The sequence below is a fragment of the Staphylococcus sp. OJ82 genome (assembly GCF_000294465.1).
Lineage (GTDB): Bacteria > Bacillota > Bacilli > Staphylococcales > Staphylococcaceae > Staphylococcus > Staphylococcus equorum.
This window is the reverse complement of the sequence record NZ_ALPU01000010.1, coordinates 651,244-668,698: the sequence shown is the minus strand read 5'-3', so window position 1 is coordinate 668,698 and position 17,455 is coordinate 651,244. Positions and strand designations below refer to the sequence as shown.

General features: G+C 32.9%; 17 protein-coding genes. 12 read left to right on the top strand and 5 right to left on the bottom strand.

The window, feature by feature from the left end:
* Positions 1-11: 11 nt before the first annotated feature.
* Entirely contained in the window at positions 12-383 is a 372-nt protein-coding gene (locus SOJ_RS10605; RefSeq protein WP_002508096.1) for a truncated hemoglobin YjbI, read from the bottom strand.
* Positions 384-470: 87 nt separating this feature from the next.
* Positions 471-1,055, bottom strand: a complete 585-nt coding sequence (locus SOJ_RS10600) for a CYTH domain-containing protein (protein WP_002508095.1) — start codon at positions 1,053-1,055, stop codon at positions 471-473.
* 188 nt (positions 1,056-1,243) lie between these two features.
* Here SOJ_RS10600 and SOJ_RS10595 point away from each other — a divergent pair, with 188 nt between their 5' ends.
* The 7 genes from SOJ_RS10595 (at position 1,244) to fabI (ending at position 8,220) form a co-directional block, all read left to right on the top strand.
* Positions 1,244-1,591 carry a hypothetical protein gene (locus tag SOJ_RS10595; RefSeq protein WP_002508094.1) on the top strand — a complete coding sequence of 116 codons (348 nt, stop codon included), beginning with the start codon at positions 1,244-1,246 and terminating at the stop codon, positions 1,589-1,591.
* A gap of 16 nt (positions 1,592-1,607) precedes the next feature.
* Positions 1,608-2,243 (top strand): GTP pyrophosphokinase, encoded by a 636-nt coding sequence (locus SOJ_RS10590; protein ID WP_002508093.1) that lies wholly within the window; start codon positions 1,608-1,610, stop codon positions 2,241-2,243.
* Between the two features lie 11 nt (positions 2,244-2,254).
* Entirely contained in the window at positions 2,255-3,064 is an 810-nt protein-coding gene (locus tag SOJ_RS10585) for an NAD kinase (RefSeq protein WP_002508092.1), read from the top strand.
* Positions 3,064-3,918 carry an RluA family pseudouridine synthase gene (locus tag SOJ_RS10580; RefSeq protein WP_002508091.1) on the top strand — a complete coding sequence of 285 codons (855 nt, stop codon included), beginning with the start codon at positions 3,064-3,066 and terminating at the stop codon, positions 3,916-3,918. Before SOJ_RS10585 ends, SOJ_RS10580 begins: the two co-directional genes overlap by 1 nt.
* A gap of 27 nt (positions 3,919-3,945) precedes the next feature.
* Positions 3,946-5,331: a magnesium transporter gene (mgtE, locus tag SOJ_RS10575; protein WP_002508090.1), complete on the top strand. Its 1,386-nt coding sequence runs from the start codon at positions 3,946-3,948 to the stop codon at positions 5,329-5,331.
* A 9-nt stretch (positions 5,332-5,340) separates the two neighbouring features.
* Positions 5,341-7,185, top strand: a complete 1,845-nt coding sequence (locus tag SOJ_RS10570; RefSeq protein ID WP_002508089.1) for a monovalent cation:proton antiporter family protein — start codon at positions 5,341-5,343, stop codon at positions 7,183-7,185.
* A gap of 264 nt (positions 7,186-7,449) precedes the next feature.
* Positions 7,450-8,220 (top strand): enoyl-ACP reductase FabI, encoded by a 771-nt coding sequence (gene fabI / locus SOJ_RS10565; protein WP_002508088.1) that lies wholly within the window; start codon positions 7,450-7,452, stop codon positions 8,218-8,220.
* Positions 8,221-8,400: 180 nt separating this feature from the next.
* Here the strand turns inward: fabI and cozEa are convergent, their stop codons facing one another.
* Positions 8,401-9,486 carry a lipoteichoic acid biosynthesis protein CozEa gene (cozEa, locus tag SOJ_RS10560; RefSeq protein ID WP_002508087.1) on the bottom strand — a complete coding sequence of 362 codons (1,086 nt, stop codon included), beginning with the start codon at positions 9,484-9,486 and terminating at the stop codon, positions 8,401-8,403.
* 338 nt (positions 9,487-9,824) lie between these two features.
* Here cozEa and SOJ_RS10555 point away from each other — a divergent pair, with 338 nt between their 5' ends.
* From SOJ_RS10555 to SOJ_RS10545, 3 genes are all read left to right on the top strand, one after another.
* Positions 9,825-11,396 carry an alanine/glycine:cation symporter family protein gene (locus SOJ_RS10555; RefSeq protein WP_002508086.1) on the top strand — a complete coding sequence of 524 codons (1,572 nt, stop codon included), beginning with the start codon at positions 9,825-9,827 and terminating at the stop codon, positions 11,394-11,396.
* Positions 11,397-11,491: 95 nt separating this feature from the next.
* Positions 11,492-12,238: an esterase family protein gene (locus SOJ_RS10550; protein ID WP_002508085.1), complete on the top strand. Its 747-nt coding sequence runs from the start codon at positions 11,492-11,494 to the stop codon at positions 12,236-12,238.
* An 85-nt stretch (positions 12,239-12,323) separates the two neighbouring features.
* Positions 12,324-12,833, top strand: coding sequence for a YjcG family protein (locus tag SOJ_RS10545; protein ID WP_002508084.1), 510 nt, complete (start codon positions 12,324-12,326; stop codon positions 12,831-12,833).
* A 115-nt stretch (positions 12,834-12,948) separates the two neighbouring features.
* On the opposite strand, the gene ltaA is transcribed toward SOJ_RS10545, so the two are convergent.
* Both ltaA and SOJ_RS10535 read right to left on the bottom strand, forming a co-directional pair.
* On the bottom strand, positions 12,949-14,151 hold the full coding sequence (gene ltaA / locus SOJ_RS10540) for a lipoteichoic acid biosynthesis MFS flippase LtaA (RefSeq protein WP_037539564.1): 1,203 nt from the start codon (positions 14,149-14,151) through the stop codon (positions 12,949-12,951).
* On the bottom strand, positions 14,129-15,304 hold the full coding sequence (locus SOJ_RS10535; protein WP_002508082.1) for a diglucosyl diacylglycerol synthase: 1,176 nt from the start codon (positions 15,302-15,304) through the stop codon (positions 14,129-14,131). Before SOJ_RS10535 ends, ltaA begins: the two co-directional genes overlap by 23 nt.
* A gap of 431 nt (positions 15,305-15,735) precedes the next feature.
* Between SOJ_RS10535 and SOJ_RS10530 the strand changes: the two genes are divergently transcribed.
* Entirely contained in the window at positions 15,736-17,220 is a 1,485-nt protein-coding gene (locus SOJ_RS10530) for a UDP-N-acetylmuramoyl-L-alanyl-D-glutamate--L-lysine ligase (protein ID WP_002512244.1), read from the top strand.
* Entirely contained in the window at positions 17,210-17,449 is a 240-nt protein-coding gene (locus tag SOJ_RS10525; protein WP_052034664.1) for a YueH family protein, read from the top strand. Before SOJ_RS10530 ends, SOJ_RS10525 begins: the two co-directional genes overlap by 11 nt.
* The last annotated feature ends 6 nt before the right edge of the window (positions 17,450-17,455 follow it).

The following is a 17,455-nucleotide window of genomic DNA, read 5'->3' as shown; positions in this document are numbered from 1 at the left end:
TTCACCTACAATTAGTTTTCGGTATTAACAATATGATTCGCTGTTAAACGTAATCTTTCATACAAATAATCGCCGACACCCGCTTGGAAATCTGCATGCTGAATAGCACTATACATATTTTCGAGCCATGCGTCGCGTTCGTTGTTTGTTATTATAAACTCCATATGACGTCTTTTTAACATTGGATGACCATGTTCTTCTGAATAAAGGCTTGGTCCACCTAAAAATTGAGTCAAGAATTGTTTTTGTTTTCTACTTGTTTCTTGAAAATCTCCAGGAAACAAATGGTTAATTCTGTCGTCTTTTTCCACTAAGAAATAGAAATGGTCAATCATCTTATATAATGCGTCATGTCCAATGATTTCGTAAGGTGTCTGTGCCATTTTATCACCATATTCTCTTAATATATAACTAATATAACACGAATATTTACATTTGGAAGTAATTCGACTTTTTAAACTTGCGTACAATTAGTTATTGTTCAAATTTGATTTACGATTGAAAAATCTTTGAACTTTATTTTCGGGTGTTTCATGTTTAATGTCGAATGCTTCAAGAATCATTTTAAATTGAATTAAACCATCATCATAATCTTCAACTTCATATTCCAATTCATAGTCTTGATAATTTAAATAGTCACTTTTATCTAAGACGAGTAAATTGCCTTGAACTTCTTTTTCTAAACGTGAAGTAGTCAAAGCACCAAGAATCACAAGCTGATTAACGTCAACATTCATTTTATTTAATTGTTCGGTGATTTCTAATGGTAAATCATTCGCGACTAATTCTTTATTTAGTTCGGGTATAACATGTGTTTCAAAATTATATTCCATCAAGCCAACTTCGGCAGGTACCTTTAAGGTCATTTCATAGTAATCATCTTTTACGCGTATTCTCAATGCAGACTTATGCGAGCGTAAATCAAATTGCTCAGTATCTATATAATAGTTTGTCTGACTGAAGGGTTGCATCTCTGGGAAATACTTATTATATATAGATTGGTACTGTGATTGAGATAATAATTGTTTGAATTCAATTTCATTGTTAGTTGCCACGAGAAACACTCCTTTTAAGCATATAATGATTTATTTTAAAACACTTACGACATAATTTAAATTGAACTGCATTTTAAAATTAAAAATACTTCAGGTATTATGCTAAATTGTTGTCATAACATTAGAGTTGTAACGTGTTATGTACGATAGAATTATGTTAAAATGATGGAGAATAAGGAGGAACAAGCATGCGTATTTATGTAAATGAAATTAAAGTAACAGAAGATAGTATTAATTGTTATACAGAAGCGTCTACAGAAGGTCTGGAAGAAGCAGGACAAATGCTTGTTGACAGTGATAATTATAGTTTTGCATACATCTTGGATGATGGACAATCGTATTCATATTTAATTTTTGTTCAAGAAACTTGGTCTATGCTACATGAAAATAAAGGTAAGAAAATAATAGTAAATGATAAATTAGAATTACAGCAGTTCGAAAGGGAATTTAATTACATATTGGATAACATACAAGGTAATTTAAATTATGGTAAAGAGTTTGTTTCCGTTGTAGAAGATACTTTCGAATTAGAGTGAAGCGGAGTGAGGCATTATGAATCAATGGGATCAATTTTTATCTCCATATAAACAAGCAGTGGACGAATTGAAAATTAAATTAAAAGGCCTTAGAAAACAATACGAAGTAGAAGACAATGCTTCGCCAATTGAATTTGTAACCGGCCGTGTCAAACCAATGACTAGCATTATTGATAAAGCAAATAAGCGTCAAATTTCGTTTGATCGATTACATGAAGAAATGTATGATATCGCAGGATTACGCTTAATGTGTCAATTTGTTGATGACATTGAAGTAGTAGTTAATTTATTAAGACAACGTGAAGATTTTAAAGTTGTGGAAGAACGAGATTACATTAGTAATACCAAACAAAGTGGTTACCGTTCATTCCATGTTATTATTGAATATCCTATTGAAACACTAAAGGGAGAAAAGAAAATATTAGCAGAAATTCAAATCAGAACGCTAGCCATGAACTTTTGGGCCACTGTTGAACATACATTACGTTATAAATATGATGGAGATTACCCACCTGAGATTCAACATCGCCTTGAACGGGCAGCAGAAGCAGCGTTTTTACTTGATGAAGAAATGTCGGAAATCAAAGAAGAAATTCAAGAAGCCCAAAAATATTATTCTAAAAAACGCTCTAAGAAACACAATAATGACTAGGGGGTGTAATCATGCGTTATACGATATTATCTAAAGGTGATTCAAAATCGAATGCACTGAAACATAAAATGATTAACCATATGAAAGATTTTCAAATGGTTGAAGACCCAGACAACCCAGAGATAGTTATATCAGTGGGTGGTGATGGGACATTGTTACAAGCTTTCCATCAATATAGTCACATGTTATCTCGCTGTGCGTTTGTAGGGGTACATACTGGTCATTTAGGATTTTATGCGGATTGGTTACCACATGAAGTAGAAAAGTTAATTATTGAAATTAATAATTCAGAATTCCAAGTCATAGAATATCCTTTGTTAGAAATTATTGTGCGTTATAACGATAATGGTTACGAAACAAGATATTTAGCTTTAAACGAAGCAACTATGAAAACAGAAAATGGATCTACTTTAGTGGTCGATGTGAATATACGAGGTAATCAATTTGAACGATTTAGAGGTGATGGTTTATGTGTATCTACACCATCAGGTTCAACGGCATATAACAAAGCCCTAGGTGGCGCATTAATTCATCCATCTCTAGAAGCAATGCAAATTGCAGAAATTGCATCAATTAATAATAGAGTGTTTAGAACTGTAGGTTCGCCTTTAGTATTGCCGAAACACCATACATGTTTGATAACACCTGTAAACCATGACACGATATTAACTACTATTGATCATGTAAGTATTAAACATAAAAATGTTAATGCTATACAATTTAGAGTAGCAAATGAAAAAGTAAGGTTTGCTAGATTTAGACCATTTCCTTTCTGGAAAAGAGTACATGACTCCTTTATCTCTAGTGAGGAAGATGAGTAATGAAATTCACATATGATATTGAATTTCCAGAATTGGTAAGAACATTTTTACAAAAAAATCACTATTCTAAGCGGACTATAAGCGCCATTAAACATAATGGCGCTTTAGTTGTTAACGGACAGCCAGTTACAGTCAGAAAGCAGTTGGAAATTGGCGATGTGCTTCAAGTTCATTTAGGGCAAGAAACGCCAAGTTCGAATTTGCTGCCATTTACGGATAGATTGAATATCTTATATGAAGATGAATATTTACTTGTTGTATCGAAACCTGCACTTCAAAATTGTGCACCCTCGAGAGATCATAAACATTTGAGTTTAGTCGAACAAGTATTAGGATATTTTAAGCAGTCATCCCTCTCAATTACCCCTCATATCGTTACTCGGATAGATCGGAATACATCTGGCATCGTTATTTTTACCAAACATGGATTCATACATCATCTAATGTCTCAAACACAGGTTGATAAGCGATATTTATGTATATGCCATGGTAATTTGAAAAGTGAAGGCTTAATTGATGCACCTATTGCAAGGGATCCATCTAGTATTATTCAACGCCAAGTCAATGTGAAGGGTAAAGAAGCGAGAACACGTTTTAAATGCCTTCAATATTCTGAAGATTATAGTTTGAGTGAAGTACATTTATTAACTGGTAGGACACATCAAATACGTGTGCATTTTCAACATATAGGACATCCAATCGTGGGCGATGATTTATACGGAGAAAAGCATCCAATATATACACATCAATTATTACGCTGTGTACGTGTGTCTTTTATTCATCCAATCACGTATAAAAAGCTTGAAATAAATGATGATTATAGCGCAATAGAATCTATATTTAATATGATATAATTTTTAACATTCATGGAGGTGGGGCTATTGGCTAATGAAAAGGATTCAATCACTTTAGAAGATGAACAAGTATATGATCAAGCATTGCTAGATAAATTGCTGTTTGAAAATCATATCGATGAATTCAGAAAAGAATTCTTAGCGATGCATACATATGAACAAAGTGAATACTTTGAAGACAGTGATGAAGAAATTCGACAAAGAATATTTGAAGTATTATCACCAGAAGAAGTAGCTGATTTCTTTGAGCAATTAGAAATTGACGAAGATGAATATGAATCACTTTTTGACACTATGGATGCCGAATATGCGAGTAAAGTGTTAGAAGACATGTCTTATGATAATGCTGTAGATATAATGAATAAGTTATCTAAGCAAAAAATTGTTAGCTTGCTCACATTAATGAAACGTGAAGATGCTAAAGAAATCAAAGCATTACTACACTACGAAGAAGATACTGCTGGTGGTATCATGACGACAGAGTATATTTCTTTAAAAGCGACAATGCCAGTTAAAGAAGCAATGATGCATGTAAAAGAACAAGCACCAGATGCCGAAACAATTTATGTTATTTTTACAGTGAATGATAATAAACAACTCGCAGGTGTACTTTCGTTAAGAGATTTGATTGTGGCTGAAAATGATTCATATATTGAAGATATTATGAGTGAACGTGTAATCAGTGCAAATGCGGCAGATGATCAAGAAGATGTTGCTCAAAAAATGAGAGATTATGATTTTATTGCTATGCCTGTAGTAGATTATCAAGATCATTTACTTGGTATTATTACTATCGATGATATTTTAGATGTTATGGATGAAGAAGCTAGCGAAGACTACTCACGCTTAGCTGGTGTATCAGATGTTGATGCAACCAATGATTCCATTATAAAAACAGCTAGAAAACGCTTGCCTTGGTTAATCATATTAACATTTCTAGGTATGATTACTGCCACAATTTTAGGCTCTTTTGAAGATACTTTATCGCAAGTGGCATTATTAGCTGCCTTTATTCCCATTATAAGTGGGATGTCAGGTAATTCTGGAACGCAATCGCTTGCCGTTTCTGTACGTAATATTTCAACTGGTGAAATTTACGAGCAAAGTAAATTCAAAGTAGCATTGAGAGAAACAGGAAGCGGATTTTTAAGTGGTTTAATTTGCTCAATATTGCTATTTTTAATTATAATAATACTTTATGGTCAACCAATATTAGCAGTGATTGTTGGCGCTAGTTTGACGATAGCAATGACAGTCGGTACATTAGTAGGCTCAATGATTCCGTTAGTTATGGATAAACTGAAAATCGACCCCGCAGTGGCGAGTGGACCTTTTATTACAACAATTAACGATATTGTAAGTATGTTAATTTATTTTGGTTTAGCAACGTCATTTATGGCTTATTTAACGTAGGAGGGTTATATGGAATTTCTATCACTTGTTGTCGTTGTATTAGCGGCATTTTTAACACCAATTTTAGTCAATAGACTACGTGTTAGTTTTTTACCTGTCGTAGTTGCTGAAATATTAATGGGGATCGTCATTGGTCACTCATTTTTAAATTTAGTAGAACGCGATGCGATGCTTAATATTTTATCCACTTTAGGATTTATCTTTTTAATGTTTTTAAGTGGTTTAGAAATAGATTTTAAAGCATTTAAAAAAGATAAAAGTTCGACTGCACAAGAAGAAAAATCTAAAAAACAAGAACCTGGGCATTTACAATTAGCAGTTATTGTATTTATGGCTATTATGATTATTTCAATTGTATTTGCTTATATGTTTAAATGGTTTGGTTTAATTGATGACGTCTTACTTATGGTAATTATTATTTCAACAATTTCATTAGGTGTAGTAGTACCAACTTTAAAAGAAATGAACATTATGCGTACTACAATAGGACAATTTATCTTACTTGTTGCTGTATTAGCAGATTTAGTGACAATGATATTACTTACAGGTTATGGTGCGATACATGCTTCTGGTAGTACATCACTTTGGTTAATTGGTAGTTTAGTAGTATTTACGCTAATCTTTTATTTCTTAGGAGGCATCTTTAAGAAAGCGCAGTTCCTACAAATGTTGATGGATGGTACGACACAAATTGGAATACGTGCAGTCTTTGCATTGATTATTTTGTTAGTAGCTTTAGCAGAAGGCGTAGGAGCTGAAAATATACTTGGGGCATTTTTAGCAGGTGTCGTTGTATCACTCTTAGGTCCAGATGAAGATATGGTAGAGAAGTTAGACTCATTTGGTTATGGTTTCTTTATTCCTATATTTTTTATAATGGTAGGGGTAGATTTAAATATTCCAGAGTTAATTAAAGAACCTTCGTTATTATTAATAATACCCTTTTTAATATTAGCATTTTTAATTTCGAAATTAGTTCCTGTGTTTTACATACGTAGATGGTTTGATATGAAAACCACAATTTCTTCGGCCTTTCTACTAACTTCAACATTGTCTTTAGTAATCGCATCGGCGAAAATTGCTGAACAATTAGGTACTATTTCTAGTGAAATATCAGGTATTTTAATACTAAGTGCAGTTATTACATGTGTATTTGTACCTATTGTCTTTAAAAAGATGTTCCCAATGCCAGATGAAGCAACAAGACAAATTGAAGTTAGCTTAATCGGTAAAAATCAATTAACAATACCTATCGCTCAAAATTTAACTTCACAACTTTATCAAGTTTCACTTTATTATAGAAATGATTTAAGTGATAAACGCAAGCTTTCTGACGCCATTTCTATGGTTGAAATTGCAGATTATGAAGAAGAATTGTTGGAACGTTTAGGATTATTTGAAAGAAATATTGTAGTCTGTTCAACTAATGATGATGATATAAACCGAAAAGTTGCTTTAATGGCTAAAGAACGTGGCGTTAAACGAGTGATTTGTAGGTTAGAATCAAGTTCTAGTGATATTGAACTACAAAGAGAAGGCATAGAAGTATTCAGTAGCTATTTGAGTAACAAGATATTACTGAAAGGTCTAATTGAAACACCAAACATGCTTAATCTTTTAAGTAATGTTGAAACTTCATTATATGAAATTGCAATGTTAAATCATCAATATGACCAAATCCAATTACGTAATTTCCCATTCGATGGTGATATTATCTTTGTACGTATCATTAGAAATAATGAGTCTATCGTACCTCATGGTGATACACAATTACGTTATAGAGATAGAGTGATTGTAACTGGGTCTAAAGAATATGTGGATGAATTGAAACGTGAATTAGAATTTTATTATTAGTAAAAAGTATAGCGTTAAGTTGAAAAAGTGCTTTTTATGTTTTGATACCTCTGACGCCTTACTTTTATACATAGGTTAAAAATATCTTTTATTCATTAGAAGGTGTAGATATTTATTAAATAAATTATATATAGCAAAAAAACTGTTTAAACAATTAAACCAATGTTAAAATAAAGGATATTGGAATTGAGCCAATGAGCCCAAGCTTTCTGATGATTTCTCGAATCGCTTTAAAATGAAAACTTAAATAAAGGAGTTATTCTCATGTTTAATTTAGAAAATAAAACGTTTGTCATTATGGGTATTGCTAATAAACGTAGTATCGGATTTGGTGTAGCTAAAGTATTAGATGAATTAGGTGCAAATTTAGTATTTACATATCGTAAAGATAGAAGTAAAAAAGAGTTGGAAAAATTAGTAGCACAACTGAATCAAGAAACACATCATATGTACCAAATTGATGTTCAAAAAGATGAAGATGTTGTTGACGGTTTTGCGAAAATTGGCGAAGAAGTCGGAAACATTAATGGTGTTTATCACTCAATCGCTTTTGCAAACATGGAAGATTTACGTGGTCGTTTCATAGATACTTCTCGCGATGGTTTTTTATTAGCGCAAGACATAAGTTCGTACTCATTAACAATCGTGTCACGTGAAGCTAAAAAATTGATGCCTGAAGGTGGTAGTATCGTAGCTACAACTTACTTAGGTGGAGAATTTGCTGTTCAAAATTATAATGTTATGGGTGTTGCTAAAGCAAGTTTAGAAGCAAATGTCCGTTATTTAGCATTAGATTTAGGTGAAGACAATATTCGTGTAAATGCAATCTCAGCAGGACCAATACGTACTTTAAGTGCAAAAGGTGTAGGCGGATTCAATACGATTTTAAATGAGATAAAAGAACGCGCACCATTAAAACGTAATGTTGATCAAGAAGAAGTAGGTAAAACTGCAGCATACTTATTAAGTGATTTCTCTAGTGGAGTAACTGGTGAAAACATTCATGTTGACAGTGGTTATCATATCGTTAAATAATAATCAAAACACCTCTAAAATGCAATGTGTAGAAATTAACATTGCATGTTAGAGGTGTTTTTTTAAACTATGAAAATGGTAAATCGATGACAAACTAAAAAGCTGAAAGGTCTTTTACATTAAAAGAATCTTTCAGCTTTTTTAGTTAAATAACAATGAAGTTTTGATTTTATAAACGAGCTAATCTTTGACGTCACTATTAGCTGTTTCAATAAGCTGTTGTCTATACCGGAATACATTACGGACGATAGATTTAATAATAGCATATAGTGGCACTGCAACAAGAATGAGTACAAAACCACCAAGGTTACCTGCTGCTAAAATTACAACAATGACTGTTAATGGATGGATGTTTAAAGATTTACCCATAACATTTGGCGTAATGACATTTCCTTCTAGCTGTTGTGCAATCAGTGTAATGATACAGACCCAAATAAATATTGTTGGACTTTGTATAATGCCAATGATTCCAGCTGGTACAAATGCCATCCAAGGGCCTAAGAACGGAATCATATTGGCAAGACAGGCAAACATAACAAGTAATAATGTATAGTTAAGTCCTAGTATAGAATAACCAATATATAAAATGACACCTAAAATAATACTTACAGTTACTTGACCTTGAATATAAGATTTAACTGTTTCATTTAAGTCTTTTAATAATTCAACTACGAATACTTTTCTATCCCCTTTAAATAATCTTGCAATAAAAGGAATGAATCTTTCGTGGTCTTTTAGCATATAAATTAGGAAGAATGGCACCATGATAAGTAGAAACATAGTAGAAATAAATGATGTCACGAACCCTAATGAATTAGATAATATACTAGTAGCGCCATCGCTCATTGATTTAATCATATTATTAATTCTGTCTGTTACATCTGCTGGTAATCTTTCCATTTGATCTAAAGCAAAATTAACAATGCTTTGAATTTCATTTTGTAGAGCTGGGATTTGTTTAATTAATTTTGAAATTTGATCTATTATCAGCGGTGCAATATAACCTACAAAGCTGCTTATAATAATAACTAACGCAATCAAGATAATTGTTATACTACCCCAACGTGGAACTTTGTATTTTTCAAGAATTTTTTGAAAAGGTAAACAGACATAGAATAAGAAGCCGCTAAGTAACAGTGGTAACAATACCGATTGAATAATAACAATAAATGGTGTGAATACACTATGGACTTCCATTACTAATTTGATAAGTAAAAACAGGATGAGCAAGGCAACACCTGTTCTAAACCAAACCTTATTAAGCATAGGACTTTTCCTCCTAAAAAATCGTATTTGAAGTACTATTCAGTATATCTCAAATAGCTACAGAACAAAAGATAAAAATTGATGTCAATTCGATGAATAATTAAATCGATTCAAATAACTTTATAGAATATTAAGTAAAGTCACATAATGCATTAAATAGTGTAAAATTATTTTAACGGAGAATTTAAGTCATTAAAAATTTTTATTATTAATTCACAATCGAAAATATATAAATTGTGAAAAAGATAACTTATGAAATGCGTTGCGCGGAATATTTTATATGTGTATAATGATAAAAAATATCATTATACATAATGGTACAACAAGGGGGATACGTTATGTTAGAGAGTTTACTTACGTGGTTGTATGATATTGTATGGAGCAAGCCTTTAGTCTATGGTTTGTTACTTACGGGGGTATTATTTTCATTTATGTTACGCTTTTTCCAAGTTAGACATTTTAAAGAAATGATACGTCTAATGTTTCAAGGGGAGAAATCACCTACAGGTATATCCAGTTTCCAAGCGATTGCACTATCATTAGCAGGTCGTGTAGGTACTGGTAATATTGTAGGGGTGTCAACTGCCATATTCATTGGTGGTCCTGGTGCAATATTCTGGATGTGGGCATCAGCATTTTTAGGAGCTGGTAGTGCGTTTATTGAATCTACACTCGGTCAGATTTATAAAAGGGAAGAAAAGGGGCAATACCGAGGTGGACCAGCATTCTATATCGAATATGGTATCAAAGGTAAACTCGGTAAAATTTATGGTTTAATCTTTGCTGTAGTAACAGTAATTTCAGTAGGGTTATTATTACCAGGTGTTCAATCCAATGCAATTTCTAGTTCAATGAAAAATGCGTTTAGTTTTGATCCATGGATAGTCGCAACAGTTTTGGCAGTATTAATTGCTTTAATTATTTTCGGTGGTATTAAATGGATTGCAAACGCTGCAACAGCAGTTGTGCCGTTTATGGCAATTTTATATATTTTAATGGCAGTTGTTATTATATTTATTAATATTGAACAAGTTCCAGCGCTATTTGCTTTAATATTCAAATCTGCGTTTGGGTTTGAAGCAGCATTTGGTGGGATCGTTGGGGCAATGATTGAAATTGGTGTTAAAAGAGGTCTATATTCCAATGAAGCAGGTCAAGGAACGGGGCCACATGCTGCGTCTGCAGCAGAAGTATCTCATCCAGCTAAACAAGGTCTAGTACAATCATTCTCAGTATATATTGATACACTTTTTGTGTGTACAGCAACAGGTTTAATAATTTTACTTTCAGGTACATATAATGTCACTGTTAATGCTGACATGTCAGACGGTAAATCCAGTTTGATTAAAGATAATGGTGTTTTTGTAGAGATGTCGAATGGAGATAAAGATTACTCTGGTACAGCAATGTACGCGCAAGCTAGTATTGATAAAGCTTTCCAAGGAAGTGGTTATCAATTCGATCCTGCATTCTCAGGAATAGGGTCATACTTCATTGCGATTGCATTATTCTTCTTTGCCTTTACAACAATATTGGCATATTACTATATTGCTGAAACCAATATTACGTATCTAACTAGAAAAAGTTCGAAAAAAATGACTTTTGTTTATATTAATATCACTAGAACTGTTCTCATTGCAGCTACAGTGTATGGTGCAGTGAAAACTGCTGACTTAGCGTGGATGATGGGTGATTTAGGTGTAGGTATGATGGCTTGGCTAAATATCATTGCTATATGGATATTGCATAAGCCTGCAATTAACGCTTTGAAAGATTATGAGAAACAGAAGAACGACCTTGGATCAGGTAAAAAAGCAATTTATAAACCAGATCCTAAGAAATTACCTAATGCTGTCTTCTGGCACAAAGATTATCCTAAACGCCTAAAAGAAGAAAATTTTGAGGAATAACTCAGTATTCAATTTATAAAAATTAAGTTGAAATATTTTAAAATAATGCGTCTCTTGGTACAATGTCATTAAGACTACTAGGGGGCGCATTATTTATGTATGATTTTCAACCAGGAAGAATTAATAAAATTAGTTTTCCTAGCGAATTATTAGAAAGAGATGTCACACTATCTATTTACTTACCAAAAGATTTTTCGGAATTATTTAAGTATAAAGTTGTATTTTGTTTTGATGGTTTAGATTTTTTTAGTTTTGGAAGAATTCATAGAAGTTATGAAAATCTACGTGAAGCGAATGAAATTGAAAAAGCAATCTTCGTTGGCTTTCATTATGAAGACGTTGATAAACGCCGTGCTGAATTTCATCCACAAGGAGCGCGTACGCATTTAACAGTTAAAGCGGTAGCGAACGAAATTTTACCTTTCATTGATCGAACGTTTCCTACATATAAAGTAGGTAATGCGCGTATATTACTTGGAGATAGTTTAGCTGGAAGCGTAGCCTTAATGACTGCTTTATCTTATCCAAGAATTTTTAGTCAAGTCGGTTTATTAAGTCCACAACATGATGAAGTGATTCAGACTTTAATTGATCGATGTCAATTTCAAGAACAGTTAACAATATGGCATGCTGTTGGTTTAGAAGAAGAAGACTTTGAGTTACCAACAAACGGTAAACGTGCAGATTTTCTAACGCCTAACCGTGAACTGAAATCCATTATTGAAGCAAATAACTTCACGCATCATTACATAGAGTTTGAAGGCGGCCATAGATGGAAATCATGGAAGCATTTACTCGATGATTTGCTAAAGTATTTTTTGTCAGATAATATTTCATTTTAATAATCTGAATAAAATTTAGTTTAAAGTAACGAATTTTTCAGAAATTTGATATAATGTAATTATGTTAAACAAAGGAGGAATTTAAATGATTTTAGGATTAGCATTAATTCCGTCAAAAGCGTTTCAAGATGAAGTGAATGCATATCGTAAGCGTTATGATGCTCACTATGCGTCAATTATGCCGCATATCACGATTAAGGGGCAATTTAAAATAAACGATAGCGATTTAGAATCTGTCAAAGAGACAATTAAATCTAGACTTGAGGGTATACCAGCAGTTGATGTTCATGCAACAAAAGCATCGAACTTCGCGCCGATTACCAATGTCATTTATTTTAAAGTTGAAAAAACTGAAACTTTAGAAAAATTATTCTACAAATTTAACAATGGTGATTTCCATGGCGTGCCAGATCACTCATTTGTACCACATTTCACAATTGCGCAAGGACTAACAAGCCAAGAGTTCGAAGATATTTATGGACAATTGAAATTAGCGGGTATTGATTATAAAGAAACAATTGAACAACTTTCTTTAGTTTATTACGATGAGAAAGATGAAAAATGGAAAGTATTAGATAACTTTAACTTAGCTTAAATAATGCCCATTAGTAGCATCTATGATTGCTTACGATAAAAAATGGAATTAAAGAGGAGTCACTAACAAATTGTTAGTGACTCCTTATTTTGTGATTATAATCTTTGTGAATATGTTATGAGTTAAGGTGATATTTTTTATTTCTAATAAAGTATATGCCATAGAATATAGCTAAGAATAAGAATAATAATGCTGAGAAATAAAACGTATTATTTACAGAAGCTGTGAATTGGGTGATTAAGCCACCGACAAGCGGACCAATCATTGAACCAAATCCTTGTACACTGTTAAATACGCCCCAAGTCTCTTCTTGTTCATCTATATGTATATGGCTTGCCATAAATGTGTTCCATGCAGGTAGTAATATACCATACATCAGACCAATAAAGATTGCCAATATCCATACAAGTGCAATATCTGTAATCAGTGATAGAGCAAATATCATTATCGTATATAATATAAAACCACCAAAAATGACGCAGTACATAAATAATGTGCCATGTTTATCAATGACTTTTGATAAGAAGAGCATTGAGATTGCACAACCAATACCGCCAAATACAAGTGCCATAGTATATTCTACTGTAGATACACCGACAACTTTTGTTGCATATGTAGGTAGGATAGGAACTAATGCTGTGATAGAAGCACCTTGTAATAAAATACCTGGGAATAAAATTAAATGACGTTTTGTCACATCTACGATTTGACCTAATTGTTGTTTAACTGGTCGAGTATTATAATTCGTAAGTCTTATCTTCACGAAGTAATATAAAATCCAAGCAATTAGTACTACCAACGCCATCATAAATGCAAATTTCGTCGGATGGAACTTGAAGATAAGATTCATGCCCACCATACCGACAAGTAAACCGAGGAGCCATGAAAAATAAACATATCCCATTTGTTTGCCACGATTTTTCTCATCGACACTTGCAAGCATAATAACCCAAATAGGACTAACAGCTATACCAAGTAGTAGTGCACTGATAATTAGAACAATGGGAGAAGTCGGGAACCAAATGACTAAGAACAAGCTTCCGAATGCAAGTAGGAAACCTAATGTGAGTACGAGTTTCGTGCCTAATCGTTTAAGTAAAAAACCAATCACGAAGTTGGTAGTTGCATCAGCTATAAAATGAGCAGAAATAGCGATAGATGTAATACCTACCGCAATTGAGGTTGCTGTTGGAAGTAATGCTAAGTAACTTAATATATACATGCCTCGGGCAAATTCCATTAAGAACAAAATTACTAACAATATTATAAAGTTTTTATTTGAATGATAATTATCTTTATTTAACGAATAGCTTTGCATATAAAGGAACCTTTCCGTAAACTTCTTCATAGCGAGATGAATGATCTAGTAAATTTAACAAGTCATTACACAACTTGTAAGTTGAATATGGAATTCGAGATTCATTCATTGACTGAGTCATTTCTGCTATTTTTGATGGTGTATTTGTTAATGTTGCCACCTGTTGAATTGCTTCTTCAGGTGTGTCAGCAATCAAACCAAATCCTTTTTCTTCAAAGTAATTTGCATTCTCTAACTCTTGACCTGGAGCAGGATTTAAGAAAATCATAGGTGTTTGACGTGTCAAGGCTTCGGATATTGTGATGCCGCCTGGTTTAGTAATCATCAATTGGCTTGAAGCCATCCATTCATTCATATGCTTAGTATAGCCTACGATAAGTACGTTGTCGTAATTTTTAAATTGTGCAGATAACGTACGTTTCAATTCTTTATTTTTACCACAAATCATTACGACTTGAGAGTGAGGACTTCGGTTTAATATTTCTTGTATCATTTGATCGAAACCTTTTGATACACCAAAGGCACCTGCAGACATGAGTATTGTTGGTTTGTCAGGGGCTAAACTATTTTGGCGTAGCCACGATGTTTTATCAATATCTTCTTCGAATTTATCTGCGATAGGGATTCCTGTAACTTTTATCTGCGATTTAGGAATACCTATGCTAGCAAACTCATCTTTTAAATCTTCTGTAGCTAGATAATATCTTTGAGAATGAGGAGTTATCCAGTTCTTTTGCATTCTATAATCTGTCATCACAGTTGCAATAGGAATGTTCATATCAAATTGTTCTGTTAAAACAGACATTACTGGTGTTGGGAAAGTAAGCAAGATTAAATCAGGCTTTTCCTTTAACAGTAAATTTATTAATTTATTAAGTCCATAGTATTTATAGAAACATTTGTCTAATTGGTCGGGACGACTATAGTAAAATGCTTTGTACATATTTCTGAAATATTTAAAACTGTTAATGTACCACTTTTTACATATAGAAGTCAGTATTGGGTGAGCTTCTAAAAACAAATCATGTTCAATAACTGTTAAATTGTCTAGATTCATTTCGTTAAACTGGTTCACTACACTTTGAGTAACCTGTAAATGACCATTACCAAAGGATCCAGTAAGGATTAGTATTTTTTTATTTTGAGTAACCATTTAAGCCACCCTCCAATAGTATAAATTTAGCTCATGCTAAGTTTAACGCATTTCTTTGACATGCGAAAGAAAAAACATAATTACTGAAGATTATATCATTTTACATACTGATATGAAATGATTCATACTGAATTCAGAAATATGTATGCAGTAAATCAAGTCATTGTATATTAATACATTACCACGCTTAATATAAATGTATGCTTGAAAAGTAAAAATTAAGTGAATATATAGAAAGCATTAACAAATTAGTTACATAAATTTAACAAAGGAATTCAAAGCTAATTTAAACTCAAAAAAATCATGTGATTTTCCTGTTATAAAAGCACATATATAATAGGAAGAAATTATTATAATCTAGATAATAGATTCTATAAAATCAAAGAAAAACGTGTATAATAGAAGTATTGGAAATAAAGGAGCGATAAATGTTGGATGCAAATTTGTTATTTGAAAAAATAAGAGTAAAACAAGTTGTCGGTACGTTAGAGAGAGATGTAACAGATATCACAACTGATTCTCGTACTGCACAACAAGGTAGCGTTTTTGTAGCATCAAAAGGTTATACTGTTGATAGTCACAAATTCTGTCAAGACGTAGTAAACCAAGGCTGCCAAATCGTCGTCGTAAGTCAAGCGCAAGAATTAGACGGTAATGTGACACAAATCATAGTACCTGATACTTTACGCGTAGCAAGTCTATTAGCAAACAAGTTATTTAATTATCCAAGTAAACAGCTTGTCACTTATGGTGTTACAGGAACAAATGGTAAGACGTCAATTGCTACAATGATACACCATATCTATAGAAAATTAGGTAAAGGTAGTGCTTACTTAGGAACAAATGGTTTTCAGATTAATGAAGAAAAATCAAAAGGCTCTAATACTACACCAGAAACTGTAGCTTTAACTAAAAAAATCAATGAAGCTGTTGAAAAGAAAGCTGAAGCTATGACTTTAGAAGTTTCAAGTCATGGGTTATCATTGGGACGCTTAAGTGGTGTTAACTTTGATGTGGCAATTTTTTCAAATTTAACACAAGACCATTTAGATTTTCACGGTACGATGGAAGCATATGGCCATGCAAAATCACTATTATTTAGCCAACTTGGCCAAGATTTGTCTCAAGAAAAGTTTGTTGTGTTAAATCAAGATGATGGATTTTCTGAATATCTTGCGTCAGTATCACCATTTGAAGCGTTTACTTACGGCATTAATAACAAAGCACAATTTATGGCTGAAGATATAAATGAATCATTACAGGGTGCGACTTTTAATTTTGTAACGCCAGAGGGTAATTTTTATGTGAAATCACCATATGTCGGGCTTTTTAATGTTTCTAATATTATGGCAGCAATGATTGCTGTTTGGAGTAAGGGCGTTAATCTAAGTGAAATTGTAAAAGCAGTTGAAAACTTAGAACCAGTCGAAGGCAGACTCGAAGTATTAGACGAAACGTTACCAATTGATTTGATTATTGATTATGCACATACAGCAGATGGTATGGATAAATTAATTGATGCAGTTCAACCCTTTACTTCACAAAAATTAATTTTCTTATGTGGTTTGGCAGGAGAACGAGATATGAGCAAAGCACCTGAAATGGGACGTATTGCATGCCGTGCGGACTACGTGGTTTTCACACCAGATAATCCAGCAAACGATGAGCCTAAAGTGTTAACACAGGCACTAGCACAAGGTGCGACACATCAAAATTACATTGAATTTGATGATCGTGCAGAAGGAATTCGCCATGCGATTGATATCGCTGAACCTGGAGATACAGTAGTATTAGCTTCGAAAGGGCGGGAGCCGTATCAGATTATGCCCGGCCATGTAAAAGTACCTCATAGAGATGATTTGATTGGTTTAGAAGCGGCATATAAAAAATTTGGTGGTGGGCCAGTTGAAGATTAGTAATATAGATTGTAATGATGTGTATTCAAATTTATATATTTACGAAAATACTGAAGCGGAAGTATACTTAATTGCGCTGCCAGAATTAAATTGGTCATTAGAAATAGATACAACATTAAATGAAGATGATATCAATGATGAACTTGTGATACACTTGTTTACGTTACTTGACGAGTCTACAGCAACTAAGATTGCCACTGACATTGTCAAATTGATACTTGAGGATTAAAGGAGA

What these genes read in the sequence shown, in the direction of transcription:
- SOJ_RS10605 (WP_002508096.1), bottom strand. Translation starts at nt 383, where the DNA reads ATGGCACAGACACCTTACGAAATCATTGGACATGACGCATTATATAAG.
- SOJ_RS10595 (WP_002508094.1), top strand. Translation starts at nt 1,244, where the DNA reads ATGCGTATTTATGTAAATGAAATTAAAGTAACAGAAGATAGTATTAAT.
- SOJ_RS10590 (WP_002508093.1), top strand. Translation starts at nt 1,608, where the DNA reads ATGAATCAATGGGATCAATTTTTATCTCCATATAAACAAGCAGTGGAC.
- SOJ_RS10585 (WP_002508092.1), top strand. Translation starts at nt 2,255, where the DNA reads ATGCGTTATACGATATTATCTAAAGGTGATTCAAAATCGAATGCACTG.
- SOJ_RS10580 (WP_002508091.1), top strand. Translation starts at nt 3,064, where the DNA reads ATGAAATTCACATATGATATTGAATTTCCAGAATTGGTAAGAACATTT.
- SOJ_RS10570 (WP_002508089.1), top strand. Translation starts at nt 5,341, where the DNA reads ATGGAATTTCTATCACTTGTTGTCGTTGTATTAGCGGCATTTTTAACA.
- fabI (WP_002508088.1), top strand. Translation starts at nt 7,450, where the DNA reads ATGTTTAATTTAGAAAATAAAACGTTTGTCATTATGGGTATTGCTAAT.
- cozEa (WP_002508087.1), bottom strand. Translation starts at nt 9,486, where the DNA reads ATGCTTAATAAGGTTTGGTTTAGAACAGGTGTTGCCTTGCTCATCCTG.
- SOJ_RS10555 (WP_002508086.1), top strand. Translation starts at nt 9,825, where the DNA reads ATGTTAGAGAGTTTACTTACGTGGTTGTATGATATTGTATGGAGCAAG.
- SOJ_RS10550 (WP_002508085.1), top strand. Translation starts at nt 11,492, where the DNA reads ATGTATGATTTTCAACCAGGAAGAATTAATAAAATTAGTTTTCCTAGC.
- SOJ_RS10545 (WP_002508084.1), top strand. Translation starts at nt 12,324, where the DNA reads ATGATTTTAGGATTAGCATTAATTCCGTCAAAAGCGTTTCAAGATGAA.
- ltaA (WP_037539564.1), bottom strand. Translation starts at nt 14,151, where the DNA reads ATGCAAAGCTATTCGTTAAATAAAGATAATTATCATTCAAATAAAAAC.
- SOJ_RS10535 (WP_002508082.1), bottom strand. Translation starts at nt 15,304, where the DNA reads ATGGTTACTCAAAATAAAAAAATACTAATCCTTACTGGATCCTTTGGT.